The sequence below is a fragment of the Maritalea sp. genome (genome assembly GCF_047634455.1).
In the GTDB taxonomy this organism is placed as follows: Bacteria; Pseudomonadota; Alphaproteobacteria; order Rhizobiales; family Devosiaceae; genus Maritalea.
This window is the reverse complement of sequence record NZ_JBLIAI010000016.1, coordinates 37,500-52,616: the sequence shown is the minus strand read 5'-3', so window position 1 is coordinate 52,616 and position 15,117 is coordinate 37,500. Positions and strand designations below refer to the sequence as shown.

13 protein-coding genes and 1 pseudogene are annotated in these 15,117 nt (G+C 50.2%); 8 read left to right on the top strand and 6 right to left on the bottom strand.

What is annotated here, in order from left to right; translation table 11 throughout:
• Window positions 1-427, top strand: a 427-nt coding sequence (locus tag ACJAZW_RS06535) for an imm11 family protein (protein ID WP_415156263.1), incomplete at its 5' end; no start/stop codon positions are given.
• 272 nt (window positions 428-699) lie between these two features.
• Here ACJAZW_RS06535 and ACJAZW_RS06530 read toward each other — a convergent pair.
• Window positions 700-884 (bottom strand): annotated as a pseudogene (locus tag ACJAZW_RS06530) (ATP-binding domain-containing protein); the annotation flags it as partial.
• Window positions 885-959: 75 nt separating this feature from the next.
• On the opposite strand from ACJAZW_RS06530, the gene ACJAZW_RS06525 reads away from it, so the two are divergent.
• The gene (locus tag ACJAZW_RS06525; RefSeq protein ID WP_415156261.1) at window positions 960-1,667 is read left to right on the top strand and encodes a pentapeptide repeat-containing protein; all 708 of its coding nucleotides are present in this window, start codon (window positions 960-962) and stop codon (window positions 1,665-1,667) included.
• Between the two features lie 64 nt (window positions 1,668-1,731).
• Here the strand turns inward: ACJAZW_RS06525 and ACJAZW_RS06520 are convergent, their stop codons facing one another.
• Window positions 1,732-2,826: an ATP-dependent DNA helicase gene (locus tag ACJAZW_RS06520; RefSeq protein ID WP_415156259.1), complete on the bottom strand. Its 1,095-nt coding sequence runs from the start codon at window positions 2,824-2,826 to the stop codon at window positions 1,732-1,734.
• Window positions 2,827-3,296: 470 nt separating this feature from the next.
• On the opposite strand from ACJAZW_RS06520, the gene ACJAZW_RS06515 reads away from it, so the two are divergent.
• From ACJAZW_RS06515 to ACJAZW_RS06500, 4 genes are all read left to right on the top strand, one after another.
• Window positions 3,297-3,983: an MOSC domain-containing protein gene (locus ACJAZW_RS06515; protein ID WP_415156257.1), complete on the top strand. Its 687-nt coding sequence runs from the start codon at window positions 3,297-3,299 to the stop codon at window positions 3,981-3,983.
• Window positions 3,984-4,280: 297 nt separating this feature from the next.
• Window positions 4,281-5,585 (top strand): ABC transporter substrate-binding protein, encoded by a 1,305-nt coding sequence (locus ACJAZW_RS06510; RefSeq protein ID WP_415156255.1) that lies wholly within the window; start codon window positions 4,281-4,283, stop codon window positions 5,583-5,585.
• 114 nt (window positions 5,586-5,699) lie between these two features.
• Window positions 5,700-6,698, top strand: coding sequence for a carbohydrate ABC transporter permease (locus ACJAZW_RS06505; RefSeq protein ID WP_415156253.1), 999 nt, complete (start codon window positions 5,700-5,702; stop codon window positions 6,696-6,698).
• Window positions 6,699-6,721: 23 nt separating this feature from the next.
• A complete protein-coding gene (locus tag ACJAZW_RS06500) occupies window positions 6,722-7,885 on the top strand; it encodes a carbohydrate ABC transporter permease (RefSeq protein WP_415156267.1) in 1,164 nt (387 codons plus the stop codon).
• Window positions 7,886-7,960: 75 nt separating this feature from the next.
• Here ACJAZW_RS06500 and ACJAZW_RS06495 read toward each other — a convergent pair whose 3' ends face one another.
• On the bottom strand, window positions 7,961-9,010 hold the full coding sequence (locus ACJAZW_RS06495) for an SH3 domain-containing protein (protein WP_415156251.1): 1,050 nt from the start codon (window positions 9,008-9,010) through the stop codon (window positions 7,961-7,963).
• Window positions 9,011-9,559: 549 nt separating this feature from the next.
• Window positions 9,560-10,627: a LacI family DNA-binding transcriptional regulator gene (locus tag ACJAZW_RS06490; protein ID WP_415156249.1), complete on the bottom strand. Its 1,068-nt coding sequence runs from the start codon at window positions 10,625-10,627 to the stop codon at window positions 9,560-9,562.
• A 247-nt stretch (window positions 10,628-10,874) separates the two neighbouring features.
• Here ACJAZW_RS06490 and ACJAZW_RS06485 point away from each other — a divergent pair, with 247 nt between their 5' ends.
• Both ACJAZW_RS06485 and ACJAZW_RS06480 read left to right on the top strand, forming a co-directional pair.
• Complete coding sequence (locus ACJAZW_RS06485) at window positions 10,875-12,533, top strand: alpha-glucosidase family protein (RefSeq protein ID WP_415156247.1); 1,659 nt, start codon at window positions 10,875-10,877, stop codon at window positions 12,531-12,533.
• Between the two features lie 23 nt (window positions 12,534-12,556).
• The gene (locus ACJAZW_RS06480; protein WP_415156245.1) at window positions 12,557-13,558 is read left to right on the top strand and encodes an ABC transporter ATP-binding protein; all 1,002 of its coding nucleotides are present in this window, start codon (window positions 12,557-12,559) and stop codon (window positions 13,556-13,558) included.
• 242 nt (window positions 13,559-13,800) lie between these two features.
• On the opposite strand, the gene ACJAZW_RS06475 is transcribed toward ACJAZW_RS06480, so the two are convergent.
• Together ACJAZW_RS06475 and ACJAZW_RS06470 are read right to left on the bottom strand one after the other, a co-directional pair.
• Window positions 13,801-14,214 (bottom strand): hypothetical protein, encoded by a 414-nt coding sequence (locus ACJAZW_RS06475; RefSeq protein ID WP_415156243.1) that lies wholly within the window; start codon window positions 14,212-14,214, stop codon window positions 13,801-13,803.
• Between the two features lie 69 nt (window positions 14,215-14,283).
• Window positions 14,284-14,829, bottom strand: a complete 546-nt coding sequence (locus tag ACJAZW_RS06470) for a hemerythrin domain-containing protein (RefSeq protein ID WP_415156241.1) — start codon at window positions 14,827-14,829, stop codon at window positions 14,284-14,286.
• Between the last annotated feature and the right edge of the window lie 288 nt (window positions 14,830-15,117).

Below are 15,117 nucleotides of genomic sequence, written 5' to 3'. Positions count from 1 at the left end.
AATTCGCTGGGGCGGCGGGAAACGTGATCTGGGCGATTTTCAAAAAATGGCGAGTCATTTCCTTGTTAGTGTCAAGCTGCGCGATCTGATCGAAGAGTTAGAACCGGGTGTTCACCAGTTTCAACCGATCGAACTCATTTGGAAAAAGGACGAGAGCCACGCCGCGGATTTCTTTTGGTTCAATCCGTGCAACCGTGTCGATGGTATTGATCGGACGCATTCCACTGCAAAGTTTGATGAAAAAACTGGCAAATGGAAATATGAGGGCGGGGAGTTTGTGGTGAACCTAGAGCAGGTTGCGGGTCATCACATTTGGGTCGATTCCCGGGCAAGTTTTGGCACCAACTGGGTTTCTGAAGCATTTTACAATGCAGCCCACCAAGCGGGCATCAAGGGTATTAAATTCACAATTCAAAAAGTGATCTAAGGGATCGCAGAATAAGTTTTTTACACGAGCATTTTCATTCAGCTCAAATTTCTAATTAAGGTATATTGTTATGGCATTTGATGGCGCCGGTAACGGGATAAATAGGCCCGAAACTTGGATGGGGATTGAAGAAATCCAACGTTCAAATGGCACACCTCGAACACCTTGGGACGCTGCGCACGGTGTCGGAGGTGCAATAAACAGGAGCCCCTAGATTTGTAGGCACTTCGTTTCTCAAAAGTCCGCACAGCCCACCTTCGGTTTCATAAGGCTCACCGCACCACCGTTATCTTCTCCGCCGCCCGCGTTACCGCCGTATACAAATGCCGGGCCCGGTCTTCGCGGAAAGCCCAGCTTTCGTCGAACAGGTAAACATTGTCCCATTGGCTGCCTTGGGATTTGTGCACGGTTAGAGCGTAGCCGAAATAAAACTCGTCATATTTTTGCGCTCGCCCCATCCCAATTCAGCTTCTTTGCCCTTGATAAAACATGAAACCATCCATAAGCTTTTTTTAGTTTAGAAAGTCAAATTATGGCATTTATATTCACGCTTGGTGTTTTAGCACTTATCCTGTTCATCATCGGCGTTTGGTTCATTTTTCGCCCTGCTTGGATGGGGTTCCGTGAACTAACTCTTTGGAGTTGGATTTCTATTTCGGTGAACTCAATCGGTCTTGGTATAGGAACGCTGGCCATTAGCATGACGGTAAATGCAGTTGAACTTCGGCGTTCAGAAGACATTCAAGTTCAAACATACATCGATCGCATCTCAGGAATTCTAACAAATAGCCAGGGTCAAACCCTCTCCCAAAGTGAACGTGCAATTGCCCGCGCGCACACAAATTCGGTCCTAAAATCAATTACTGGTGAACGTGCAGGGCGGGTGTTGAATTTTCTGAATGAACTCTCATTGATCCAAGGGTTGCAAGTTGAGCTGGAAGGTTTGAATTTGGCAGGTGTCACCCTCAAGGATGTGAATTTTGACGGCTTAGACTTTGAAGACAGTAACCTTGAGGGTGCCGACCTTGAAGGCAGTCAATTCAACAACGTCGATTTTGAGGGCACATTTTTGAAGAACGCTGACTTCAAACGCACAGATTTGCGCGGCGCAGATTTTACCGATTCAATCGGGTTGACCAAAAACCAACTGTCACTTGCGTGTGTCGATAAAACGACTGTGTTACCCACAAACATCTCGGGTTTTATTCCCGATGCAACACTTTGCGATGCAACTGATTAATCTGCCAAATGGCAGGTGTGCGCTCTGGTAAGAAATTATGTTTCCTGCCGCACAGTGCAGCCGCTCACCGCACCACCGTAATCTTCTCCGCCGCCCGTGTCACCGCCGTATAGAGATGCCGGGCCCGGTCTTCGCGGAAGGCCCAGCTTTCGTCGAACAGATACACATTGTCCCATTGGCTGCCTTGGGATTTGTGCACGGTTAGGGCATAGCCGAAATAGAACTCGTCATATTTTTTGCGCTCGCCCCAGCCCAGCTCTGCTTCTTTGCCGTGGAAGAATTTTTCGTGGGTGGTGACGTTGGCGCGGTTGAGGCGGTCGCCTGCATCGTCTGGGTTTAGCACCATGTCGAGCACGCCAAGGCCTTTATATTCAACGTCTTCTGCGATCCAGAGTTGACCATTCAGCAATTGCTTTTGATGGTTGTTGCGCAAGCAGATTAAGCGATCTCCCACAACTGGCGTTTGCGGCGGCAGGTTTTTCAGCGCCCGCACGCGGTCGTTATAGGAAATGCGGGTGGCGTTGGTGCCGCAAAGGATTTGCTCGGCCTCCAACACCTCTTCACGCGCCACCTGATTTTTGCGCACCACTTTGCTCTCGCCGTAGGTGCCATAATCTAGGCGGCCATTTTCACGGATTTCCAATGACAAGCGCACGATTGGGTTGTCTTCAGCTTGCCGATGGATTTCGGTCAGCATGAAATCTGGTTCTTGCTCGGTGAAGTAGCCCGTGTCGTGAATGGGGGGCAGTTGAAACGGATCACCCAGCACCAACACCTTTGTGCCAAACGACAATAGGTCTTCTGCCAATTGTTGGCCCACCATCGAAACTTCGTCGATTACGATCAGTTCGGCGTCACACACGTCGCTATCATCGTTCAGTTTGAATTGCGGGTCGCCTTGTTTGTCGTTCACAAACTTGTAAATCAGGCTGTGGATGGTCGATGCGCCTTCGCACCCGCGTCGGCGCATCACAAGGGCTGCTTTGCCCGTAAAAGCGGCAAACACAACGCTGCCCACCCCTTGCGCCAAATGCACCGCAAGGGTGGATTTTCCCGTGCCCGCCCAGCCAAAAAGCCGAAACACTTGCGGTCCGTTTTTGTCTTTTAACCAGGCATCAACAGCCAGTAGGGCTTTATCTTGTTGGGGTGACCATTGCATGAATGTTGGCTCAAGTTGGTGTTTAAGAAGCACCACCTTAGAGATGCAAAAGATTCGAGCCAACATTGGTTTTGCTATTTTGCTTCATCCGACAAACTTAAATCGCCAGATGCAACGTCAATACGCTGCGCGACGCAAATAATTTCAATGCGAATAAATGTTCCGTTGGCTTAGGAATTGACGCAAGGTGACCGCCAGACTCTGGTGAACTGCACGCAAGCCGACCAGATGATTGTTCAATTAAATGTAATAGATGTTGCGCATATTACAAAATTGTTAAGTAATATGTCCCATATGACACTACACGCATTGGCGCGGTAAAAGATTTGAAATTTGTAAAAGCTGTAAGTATCATGTTGCTCGGGCAAATCGGCCATACTGTCGATTGTTGGGCATCAAATTGGCGAAAGAGGGTGCCGACCAAACTTGCCATGAACATGAGTACGAGCCTTAATTATTGAAAGTATTTTATGAAGTTTACGACACCAGTAATGGGCCTATTTGTTGGAAAGGCCAAAGAACGTTGGCCGGGTAAGCCGCCGAGTGCGATCGCCAAGTTTGAAGCCAATGGCACGCAGCAGCTCATCGAAACGGGTTTTATGTCGGATGCTCAGGCGGATTTGCGTCTGCATGGGGGGCCAGACAAAGCGGTTCATCATTATCCGGCGGATCATTATTCAGCGTGGCAATCAGAAAAGTTTGAAACGTCATTTGCTTTTCGCGCTGGCAGTTTTGGCGAAAACATATCCACCGCAGGCATTGTGGAACACGATGTCTGTCTGGGAGACATTTTTGAACTCGGTACGGCCCGCGTTCAAATATCGCAAGGGCGGCAACCTTGTTGGAAACTCAACATGCATACCCGGGTGCCAGAAATCGCTCGCCATGTCCAACAAACCGGCAAGACGGGGTGGTATTATCGGGTATTGCAGCAAGGCGAGGTCAAGGTCGGGGATCAATTGAAGTTGATTGAACGGCCCGTCGAGCAATGGCCACTGGATCGCTTGATTAAGGCGCGGTTCGAACAAAATCTATCGCGAGATGTCGCCAAGGAATTGTCCAATATTCCAGAATTGGCAAAAAATTGGCGCCAGCATTTCTATAAACGTGCTTTCACAGAATTTGTGGAAGATCAGTCTCCTAGGCTGGTTGGTTAACACGACAAATGTTTGCCAAATTCCTACAAAATATTGGTGCCACTATGCCATATCGCATTGTAATAAAAAGATAAAATTGCATCCTCAAGTGTGATCAGTTTTCTCTTGGCAATTTCCAAAAGATATGCAAACCTAAAGGAGAACCACCATTTGGGCGGTCTTAGGTCGAGTTACCAAAACGTTTTGGAAATCCTTATTCAAGGTGAAAATCGGGTCTCGTGAGCTAGGACACAGCACAATGGAATGGTCGTGCAAATGAACTATTGAGTTATGCTCGACATGCGACGGGAGGAATGCATGAATAAAAATCTAATCACTGGTGTTTCAGCAGCGGTATTGTTGCTGGCAGGTGGCGCGGCAGCGTTTGCCGATAGCCACGTAATGGACCTGAAGGGTGAAACCATCAAAGTTTTTGGCCCGTGGCTAGGGGTCGATAAAGAACACATTCAAGCGGTGCTCGCGCCGTTTGAAGAGGCAACCGGCGCAGTAGTTGACTATGCCGGTTCCGACAGTTTTGAACAACAAATTGTAATTGATACGCAGGCCGGTTCTGCCCCTAATATTGCCATTTTCCCTCAACCCGGGTTGGCGGCAGATCTGGCATCTAAAGGGCTATTGGTGCCTTTGGGCACTCAGACTTCCGACTGGGTAAAAGAAAACTACGCAGCGGGCCAATCCTGGGTTGATCTTGGCACCTATGCCAATGCTGACGGAAACCCTGATTATTACGGGTTCTTCTATAAAGTCGACGTGAAAAGCCTTGTTTGGTATTCACCAGAAAACTTTGAAGATGCAGGCTATGCTGTTCCAGAAAGCATGGAAGACTTGTTGTCGTTGAGCGATCAAATTGTCGCTGATGGCGGCACACCTTGGTGTATCGGCTTGGGCTCGGGCGGCGCAACCGGTTGGCCAGCAACAGACTGGGTCGAAGATATGATGCTGCGCACCCAGCCACCTGAAGTTTACGACCAATGGGTGAAAAACGAAATTCCGTTTAACGATCCGCGTGTTGTGGCTGCAATCGACGAGTTCGGCAAATTTGCCCGAAACGACGCTTGGGTCGACGGTGGTTCAGCTGCGGTTTCTGCAACTGATTTCCGTGATAGCCCAAAAGGCCTCTTCTCAGTTCCGCCTAAATGCTACATGCACCGTCAGGCGTCCTTTATTCCGTCCTTCTTCCCTGAGGGTACTGAATTGGGCACAGACGCGGACTTCTTCTACTTCCCATCATATGCTGGGAAAGACTTGGGTAAGCCAGTTCTTGGTGCGGGCACATTGTTTGCCATTACCAAAGAATCAAAAGGCGCTCGTGCTTTGATCGACTACCTCAAAACACCTCAAGCCCATGAGATATGGATGGCGCGTGCAGGCTTCCTGACACCACACAAAGGTGTTGATTTGGACAAATATGCCAACGACACTCTTCGTGGCCAAGGCCAGATTTTGTTGAACGCAACAACATTCCGCTTTGACGGCTCTGATCTAATGCCAGGTGCTGTGGGTGCAGGATCATTCTGGACTGGTATGGTTGATTATGCCGGTGGTAAACCAGCTGCCGATGTCGCAAAAGACATTCAGGACAGCTGGGACTCGATCAAATAACTGATCCAAAGTAGATAGCCAGGTGGGTGCCAAAGCGGCTCCCTCCTGGCAACAAAGAAACTATCGGTGCACAATATTGGCGCATTTCGTGTTGATATTTTGGGGGGAGACCAAATGTTTGATCAAGTGCTGAGCGCACTCACCACAGTTGTCATTGGCGTTGGCGTCTGTATTTTTTATTTTTGGGGTGCAAACTGGGTCCTGGACCGTCTGCTGGGTGGAGACGATCAAACCTCTAAGCAAGACGGCCTTCGTACATCAATTCGCCCGTGGATATTTCTTTTCCCCGCGCTATTCTTTCTCTCACTCTATTTGATCTATCCGGTGTTCGCCACAGTGTGGCTGAGCCTGTTTGATTCAAGCGGAAAAGATTTTGTTGGCTTGGGTAATTTCATCTGGGCGATACAGGACGGCAACTTTTTGCAGTCGGTCTTTAACAACTTGCTCTGGCTCATTATCGTTCCGATTGGCGCCACTGTTTTTGGTCTTGTCGTCGCGGTGATGGCAGACAAGCTCTGGTGGGGAAACTTCGCCAAATCAATGATCTTCATGCCCATGGCCATCTCGTTTGTTGGGGCTTCGGTGATTTGGAAATTCGTTTACGACTATCGCTCAGGCGACAGCGAACAGATTGGCATATTAAACGCCATCGTCAACGGCATGGGGTTCGAGCCCCAAGTCTGGCTGCAAATTCCGATTTGGAACAGCTTCTTTTTGATGCTGATTTTAATCTGGATTCAAACAGGTTTCGCCATGGTGATCTTGTCCGCCGCTTTGCGCGGCATCCCGGAGGAAACGCTTGAGGCTGCGCGCATTGATGGCGCGAATGATCTGCAGATTTTCTTCTCCATCATGATCCCGCAAATCTTTGGCACCATCATCGTGGTATGGACCACCATCACCATCGTCGTGCTCAAGGTTTTCGATATTGTTTTGGCCATGACAAACGGCCAATGGGACACCCAAGTGCTAGCGAACCTTATGTTTGATTGGTTGACGCGCGGCGTGGATTTCGGGCGTTCTTCTACGATCGCATTGGTGATTATGATCGCCGTGTTGCCGATTATGATTTGGAATATTCGTGAAGCCAACAAAGAAGAGGGGACACGATAATGGCAAATGTCGCTGTTGCACAAATGCCGATTAACTCACCCTCCATATTGGCAAAAATTGATTGGTCAAAGCTGGCCACGCACATCGCACTTCTATTGCTGGTCATTGTCTGGACGCTGCCCACTGCAGGGCTGCTGGTTTCCTCCATCCGTGACAAAGATCAGCTTACCGTCTCCGGTTGGTGGTCAGCCCTTACAACCACCGAACGAACCGGAGGCGGCCGCACATTGGCAGCGGATGCTCAAATTGTTGAAAATGGCAAATTTGTCATTTTGGGCAACTTGCTGTCAGAAGATGAGCAGGGGCGCACAATTTCGGCGTTTGGCCTCACCAATAATAGTTTTGGCGACAACCCGGTTGGCACCAGCATCACGCCAAAAGATGGAGGCGAGCTGACGGTAAATGCCGACGGTTCCTACCGCTGGGTTTCTGACACAAAGTTTGATTTCTCGCGTGGCCAACGGGTGCTCTATATGGCGCAAATTCCACCGCGCTTCACGCTGGACAACTACTGGGAAGTGCTTGAATCTGAAGGCATCGATCGCTCTTTCATCAACTCGTTTACGGTGACCATTCCAGCGACCATTATCCCAATCCTTATCGCGGCATTCGCAGCCTATGCGTTGGCTTGGATGCAGTTCCCCGGGCGCGGCATAATTGTTGCGGTGGTTGTGGGCCTATTGGTTGTGCCACTGCAAATGTCCCTCATTCCGATCCTGCAACTCTACAATAATGTCGCGCCGTTCTTTGGTGTTGAAGCCAAATCCTATATCGGCATCTGGCTGGCACATACGGGCTTTGGTTTGCCCCTAGCGATCTACTTGTTGCGCAATTATATGGCCAGTTTGCCTAAAGAGATCATGGAGTCAGCGCGCATGGACGGCGCGTCGCATTTCAAGATTTTCACCACCATGGTGTTACCGCTTTCGTTCCCTGCGCTAGCAAGTTTTGCCATCTTCCAGTTCCTATGGACCTGGAATGACCTTTTGGTCGCAACGGTATTCTTGGGCGCTGGTGATAATGAACTGGTGCTCACAGGTCGCCTACGCGAACTGATCGGATCACGCGGCGACAATTGGGAAATCCTGACTTCTGGGGCATTCATTTCCATTATTGTGCCGTTGATCGTGTTCTTTTCCCTTCAACGCTATTTCGTGCGCGGCCTATTGGCCGGATCGGTCAAATAACATTGGATCAAATCAAACAAACCAAAAAGGCCCGGGAAATCTCCCGGGCCTTTCAATTGGTGTTTTGCGGGCAACTTAGTTAGCCCAAGTTGTATATCCCAACTTCATTGTGGTGCCAGTATAGCCGTTCAATCGGAACTGAGAGATGCGGCCTTGGTTGGTTTTCACACAAACATATGAGCCAACGGGCAGGGTCCAAATTGAGACCTGGGCAGTTGAGAATGCCTCAGTTTTACAGCCGGAAAATCCACGGTTTGATTTGTCGCCGACGGCCAGTTTCGCGCCATTGATCGGCTTGATGTACTTTTGTACAGCGGTTACTGCACGATACCAGATGTCTGCACCACCGCCACCAATTGCGCCATTGTCTAAGTTCGCAGTGTAAGTTTGCTGTAAGTTAATCGGACCGGTTGAAAAGGTCACCGGAGCAATTGGTAATACGGGAAAGACAGGTGGCACAACAATTCCAGTGAATACACGCACCGATGATGCCTTATTGCGAATAGTGTTCGGCAACACAGGTTTTGAACTCGTGTAGGTCTGGCATATACCTGTCAAATTTGCGTTTCGGCATAGTTTAGCCTTTGCGCTACCGTGTAATTTCACAGACGCAATATTGTCGTTAAATGTTGCGTCTAGTGTGTTCAGGGTAGCCGGACCATGGCAGAATTCGGAACCCGTAAAGTTTGTGCCAGTATAAAAGCACGCCACATTGCCGGCCGGTGGGGCTGGAGGTGGGGGCGTTGGTGTAGGCGTTGGTGTTGAAATTTCTGCATCACCGCATTTAAGCGTCAAGCTTGGACCTGACGGCGTAATGGTGAGTGCAAATGCGCAATCAGGGTCAGATGATCCGCCGCTACCGCTTGCCGGGGTCAAATAGTTTGAGCTCACCCAGCCATCAGGGCCTGTGTGCTCAATATAGCACCAGCCATTGGATACGCATTCATTCACTTCAACAGTCTCGCCCGGTAAAAGGGTGTCGACTACACCGTAAGATGTTCCCGGCCCTGAACGTACATTCAACGCAGCGGTCGATTGTGCTGAGGCGGCAAACGCTGCGCCACTTGTTGCGATAATGGCGGCTGCCACAATAACAGCGCTCATTGTAATTTTTAGAGTATTCATTTTCCTTGCTCCCAATCCAAATGTTTTGCCCGTTGTTGGGCTGCCCCGATGACAACTAGAAAAGCGAATTGCGCCTGAACGGTTTCTGAACGTGGGGTTCAGGCTTGTTCAGATAAACGATGTTGCTTCAATTTTGGGTGGAGAACTTGATGTAATCATTGGGAAAAATCGCTCGCCACACCCGCCATAGCAAAAGGCCATGTTGCTACTGTGTCGACAATTTCGACCACTTGAGGGGCGTTCTCTTTAATTAATTGGCGACGCAAGACCAGTTTGTCATGCAACAGAGGGTCCTGTCCACAAACGCTTTGTTAGTTTCTGGACGCATTATTTGTTCCATATGAAGGTGGCGGCGTGAACAATGAAACAACCAGCCAACTGTCCTGACACTTTGCCGCAAATGCCAATGTTTGGGCAGCTATTCTCTCACTTGTCAATTTCTTGATGGGTGACGAGACGGTGCAAATAGTGCTTATCGCGTTCATTATCGTACAATCTATTCTGGCGATTTTTTACACCAAAGCGCTAGAAATTCGATAAACAGCAAGTTCAGGTGTCTTCCACCACAAAGTGAGCGGGCACCAAGTTGCGTGGCAAGTTTGGCCGTAGACTGAAGCGGGCGGGGATCAGCTCACCTTCAGGTGGACCCTTTTTTTGAATCTGTTTCATCAACTGCCGCACCAAAGCGTGCCCGCTTTCATTCAGTGGTGAGCGTGCGAAACTGATTTGCCCTTCCAGCGAGGTGAGGTCCACATGGCGCAATTCGTCATCCATCGTGCCAACTTCTAAGTTTTTGCCGATTTCACGTCCCGAACTGGCGATGGCTGCTTGCCCTTCCACCGCCATAACGGCGGACGAGTACAGAATGGCGGTTACATGCGGGTCTTCCAGGGCCTTTTTTGTGAGTTGGTAGCCAGCATGAACCATCGGGTGCACGGCATTGAACACCGTTAAAGCGTCACGATTTTCCCCCATCATTTCAAGTCCATGCTCGGCTCCTAATCTGCGCTCAAGAGCAAATGTGTAATGTTCATCGCCATTGATGAAGGCGATTTTCTTATGCCCAGCACCAAGCATCAACCGGACGAATGTTTCAAAAATGCCAAAATTGTCGATGTCGACCCAGGCATATTGGTCAGCGCGTTGTTCGCTACCATGTACGACAAACGGCTGGCCCGCCTCCAATAAATAAGTGATGCGGTCGTCGTTTGGGCGGGGCAATTCAAGAATGAATCCATCAACACTCTGATCTTTGACGTACCGGTTGAAAAGTTGGGGGATCTCTTTGTGGCTGCCAGATGCGAACACCACATCATAATCGTAGTGCTTTACCTCGCGCAGCACCCCTGCAAATACTTCAACAAAATGCGGATCAACAAAATATTGTGCCCCATCTTCTTTTATCCACCCGATGGAATGGGACCGCTGCGTCACCAATCTCTGAGCATTCCGGTTGGGCGTATAGCCCATTTCTCTTGCAGTCTTTTGCACCCGTTCGCGCGTTTTTGCGCCCACATCGCTATAGCCATTTAGCGCGCGTGAAATGGTCGTTATTGACAAATCAAGCTTGCGGGCAAGGTCCTTTATTGTCACCTGATTTTGCTCTTTGTTGCTCAATTGACCTGCTTTGCGAATTTTTTCTCAAACGATTTTCCCAACTAATCCCGCCTCGGCGCGGTCTCTGGGGCAAAAACTCATTGCCAACTTCCAACAAATGGTTGACGAGGGCAATCCATGTTGGTTAGAAATAGTCTACCAAAACGTTTTGGAAGCCCTGAAACCAACGATAATCAACTTGGTGCAAAATGGCAAGAACGGCCATGTTCACCACAGGAAGTGGCAAGAAAGACCATTGATGAATCATATGACCCAGCCTGATTCTCACACCGCCGTCAGACTGACAAAACAAAAAGACTGGTGGCGCGGTGCTGTCATCTACCAGATTTACCCGCGTTCGTTCCAAGACAGTAGCGGCGACGGCATTGGCGATCTCAATGGCATTACCGCTCGTTTGGACTATGTCGCCAAATTGGGCGTTGATGCGATTTGGCTGTCTCCCTTTTTTACGTCGCCAATGAAAGACTTTGGCTATGACGTATCTGATTATCGTGGCGTTGATCCGATTTTCGGAACATTAGAGGATTTTGATGCGCTCTTGGCAGAGGCACATCGGCTTGGGTTGAAGGTCATGATCGACCAGGTCATCAGCCATACGTCTGATCAGCATGACTGGTTTAAGCAAAGCCGCACCTCGACAAACAATTCAAAATCGGATTGGTACGTGTGGGCAGATGCAAAGCCAGATGGGACGCCACCAAACAATTGGCTTTCGATTTTCGGTGGTTCGGCTTGGACGTGGGACCCGCGTCGCTGCCAATATTATTTGCACAATTTTCTGGTCAGTCAGCCTGATTTGAATTTCCACAATGAAGAGGTAACTGCTGCATTGCTCGACGAGGTGCGGTTCTGGCTTGACCGCGGGGTCGATGGTTTCCGGCTCGATACCGTGAATTTTTATGTGCACAATCAAAGCTTGGGCGACAATCCAGCTCTGCCAAAAGACCAGATTAACGCCACGATCGCGCCGGCGGTGAACCCCTATAATTGGCAAGATCATATCAACGATAAGAGCCGTCCTGAAAATATTGTTTTCCTAAAGCGCCTCCGCGCATTGCTCAACGAATATGACCACATCACCACTGTCGGTGAAATTGGTGACGCCCAGCGTCAGTTGGACATTATGGCAGCTTATACCTCTGGCGGGGATAAGTTGCACATGGCCTATACGTTTGATTTTTTAGGCGGCGATTTCAATGCCAAATATTTTGCCACTAAGATCACCGAACTCGAAGCCATTCTAACCGATGGTTGGCCGTGTTGGGCCTTTTCCAACCACGATGTGATGCGCCATATTTCGCGCTGGGGCATTGCGCCAGAACGCCAACGTGACTTTGCCAAACTCTCAGCCGAGTTGCTGCTTTCGTTGCGCGGGTCTGTTTGTCTATATCAAGGCGAAGAGCTGGCGCTGCCAGAAGCTGAGGTCGCTTTTGATGATTTGGTCGACCCATATGGCATTGAATTTTGGCCAAACTATAAGGGCCGCGATGGTTGTCGCACCCCAATGGTGTGGGAACATGAAGGTGGACAAGCCGGGTTTACCACCGCTAACCAGACTTGGTTGCCGATCCCGGTTGAACATCAACGCCGTGCTGTGAATGCGCAAGGCGATGGGTCGGTGCTTGAGCACTATCAATCATTCCTGCGCTTCCGCAGTGCGACACCTGCTTTACGCGAGGGCGATATACAAATTATCGAGGCGACAGAGCAGATATTGGCTTTTGAACGACAGCTCGGCAGCGTCAAAATATTGTGTATATTCAACATGAGTGACCAAACTGCCAGCATTGAATTGTCCGAACTTGCAGATTTTGCCAATGCGGCGCGCAGCACCAATGCAATAATTGATGGCAAGGTGATTTCTTTGCCGCCCTATTCATCCTATTTTGGCGAGAACGCCAGCTAATCCATCGTTTCAGGGGAGGGAACATGGCCGACATTAAGATCACAAATCTCAATAAGTCATATGGCAAAGTTCATGTGTTAAAGGACATCAATCTCGAAATCAATTCGGGTGAATTCATTGTGTTCGTGGGGCCTTCGGGTTGTGGCAAGTCGACGCTTTTGCGCACCATTTCGGGGCTTGAAACCATTACCGGCGGTGAGCTGGAAATTGACGGACGTGTCGTCAACGATGTTGCGCCATCCAAACGCGGCATCGCAATGGTCTTCCAGTCTTATGCGCTTTACCCGCACATGACGGTTTATGACAACATGGCTTATTCCCTCAAAATTCAGAAGCTGCCGAAGGCCGAAATTAAGGCAAAGGTCGAAGCCGCAGCGGCGAAACTGCAACTCACCGATTACCTCAAACGCCTCCCCAAAGCCTTGTCCGGCGGTCAGCGCCAGCGGGTCGCCATTGGCCGCGCCATTGTGCGGGATCCTAAAGTCTTCCTGTTCGACGAACCCCTTTCTAACCTTGATGCGGCGCTACGCGTGAAAATGCGTATGGAGATCGCTGGGCTTAAAGAGCAGCTGCCCGGCACCACCATGATTTACGTAACCCACGACCAAGTGGAAGCGATGACCATGGCCGACCGGATTGTGGTGCTGCGCGACGGCGTCGTTCAGCAAGTTGGCACCCCGATGGAGCTATATGAAACACCGCAAAGCCTGTTCGTCGCGGGCTTTATCGGCTCCCCGAAAATGAACCTTTTGACGGATCAACGTGCCGCCAAATTTGACTGCACCACTGTTGGTATCCGCTCTGAACATCTCGATATTGTTGAGAGTGGCGGCGATTGGGAAGGCGAAGTGGTTCATACTGAAATCCTTGGTTCTGATACATATATTTACCTCAATATTGGTGAGGAAGATTTGTTCGTAGTGCGCCAAGAGGGCAACGCACCTGTTAAGGTCCATACTAAAATCGGCGTCAAAGCGAAGGCGGGCCGCCTGCACCGATTTGATGCTGAGGGTAAGCCGATATAGGCTTGTCGCGCCCCGGACTCAATGCGGGGGTCTCATTGTAGTGAAGTACCCCCCCCACCCTTAATCCCTCCCCCTTGTGGGGAGGGATTAAGGGTGGGGGCTCTTAAGAAGATGGTCCCGCATCAAGTGCGGGACAGCCTATGGGTTTGGTAAACCTGTTGCTACAAACTCAGTGGCTTCCCCCGGGCTTGATCCGGGGCCAAACGGGGTCCCAGTGCGGCGACGGCGGCGCGAATTGTGCTCTAACTCACGGTTTTGGCAGCCGCTTCAAACAGCGTTTGCCAACCCACCCCAGCGGTAAAGATCGCCGCCAATTGCACCAAAATTGGTTTGTCTGGCGCGAAGCTGTTTTTGTAAACGCCGGGTAAAATCATGATGCCCATGACAATCGAAAACGCCAGCAGCGGGCCGAGCTGCCCTAAGTCCAAACCAAAGCTTTTGCTGGTAATATAGCTCTTAATAAACGGGTCCGCGACAATGCCCAATACAAGCGCAATATATTGCGGCCAAACGGGCGCAAATGTCGGCGGCGTTGACGCGGCTGGTGCACCGGGCGCTGCCGGATCAACCATGGTTTGCAACCCCAAATCTCGTGCTGTTTTTTGCTTTTTGCGTTCGTTGGATTGTAAATCAAAATACTCAAAAATTCCATTCATGGCGCCCTCCCAATGCTTAAATTATAGCTCAACTATAACAAGCGGGAATAAGTTCGCCAATGAGGTGCTTCAAATCCCGATATCGTAAAGCCCCAGCGCCGGGCCAACACTGTCCTCTTCATAGCCGAAGTGCGACAGTAGTAGTTTTTCAAGTCGTTCATGTGCCGCAACGGTGGTGTTGAACTGAGCTTCACCTGGATTGTTAATCAACTTTTCGGCTTCGTCCAACAGCGCCAGCAACAGGGCATGCACCACTTCATGCTCTTCGCGCAGGCGCGCAATCACTTTGTCCAGCGACCCATCTCGCCCTTCTAGCGCGGGGAACATGTGTGCGTCCTCAATTGAGTGGTGCCCATTGACCATTTGGCAATGCTGCCCGCACAGATTGCCGAACACACGATAGTTTTCAACAATTGGATTGTCCTTGATGTGTTTGTGCAATTCGCTGGCGCTGGTGTCGCCCTTTTGCACCCCTTCAAGCATGGTCCGCATCATGCGCATATTGCGCCGATGGTGTTCGTGAATAGCCCGCAAATGCCGCATCGGCTGGCGCTGCTGTTCGGTCAGGTCTGGCACTTCAGGAACGGCCGGGCGGGTGTTATCGTCAGGAATCATTATGTTGCTCATGGGTTGAGTTTAATGGGTTTGTTGCGCGCTTTCCATCTTTTCGCGCCGCCGGGGACGTGTCTTTATTTTGATCCCGGCTCGGGGCCGGGACGGCCCCAAAAGGAGTAGTGTAGCATTTCCTTCTGGCTTCCCCGGACTTGATCCGGGGTCTCATTGTAGTGAAGTACCCCCCACCCTTATTCCCTCCCCACAAATGGGGGAGGGAGACATTTCTGTTGTGCCGCTGGGTGATCGTGTCTTTGAACTGGTCCCGGATCAAGTCCGGGACAGCTGGAG

Bases quoted from the DNA above. Each gene is read 5' to 3' on its own strand.
- ACJAZW_RS06525 (WP_415156261.1), top strand. From the start codon at position 960: ATGGCATTTATATTCACGCTTGGTGTTTTAGCACTTATCCTGTTCATC.
- ACJAZW_RS06520 (WP_415156259.1), bottom strand. From the start codon at position 2,826: ATGCAATGGTCACCCCAACAAGATAAAGCCCTACTGGCTGTTGATGCC.
- ACJAZW_RS06515 (WP_415156257.1), top strand. From the start codon at position 3,297: ATGAAGTTTACGACACCAGTAATGGGCCTATTTGTTGGAAAGGCCAAA.
- ACJAZW_RS06510 (WP_415156255.1), top strand. From the start codon at position 4,281: ATGAATAAAAATCTAATCACTGGTGTTTCAGCAGCGGTATTGTTGCTG.
- ACJAZW_RS06505 (WP_415156253.1), top strand. From the start codon at position 5,700: ATGTTTGATCAAGTGCTGAGCGCACTCACCACAGTTGTCATTGGCGTT.
- ACJAZW_RS06500 (WP_415156267.1), top strand. From the start codon at position 6,722: ATGCCGATTAACTCACCCTCCATATTGGCAAAAATTGATTGGTCAAAG.
- ACJAZW_RS06495 (WP_415156251.1), bottom strand. From the start codon at position 9,010: ATGAATACTCTAAAAATTACAATGAGCGCTGTTATTGTGGCAGCCGCC.
- ACJAZW_RS06485 (WP_415156247.1), top strand. From the start codon at position 10,875: ATGACCCAGCCTGATTCTCACACCGCCGTCAGACTGACAAAACAAAAA.
- ACJAZW_RS06480 (WP_415156245.1), top strand. From the start codon at position 12,557: ATGGCCGACATTAAGATCACAAATCTCAATAAGTCATATGGCAAAGTT.
- ACJAZW_RS06475 (WP_415156243.1), bottom strand. From the start codon at position 14,214: ATGAATGGAATTTTTGAGTATTTTGATTTACAATCCAACGAACGCAAA.
- ACJAZW_RS06470 (WP_415156241.1), bottom strand. From the start codon at position 14,829: ATGATTCCTGACGATAACACCCGCCCGGCCGTTCCTGAAGTGCCAGAC.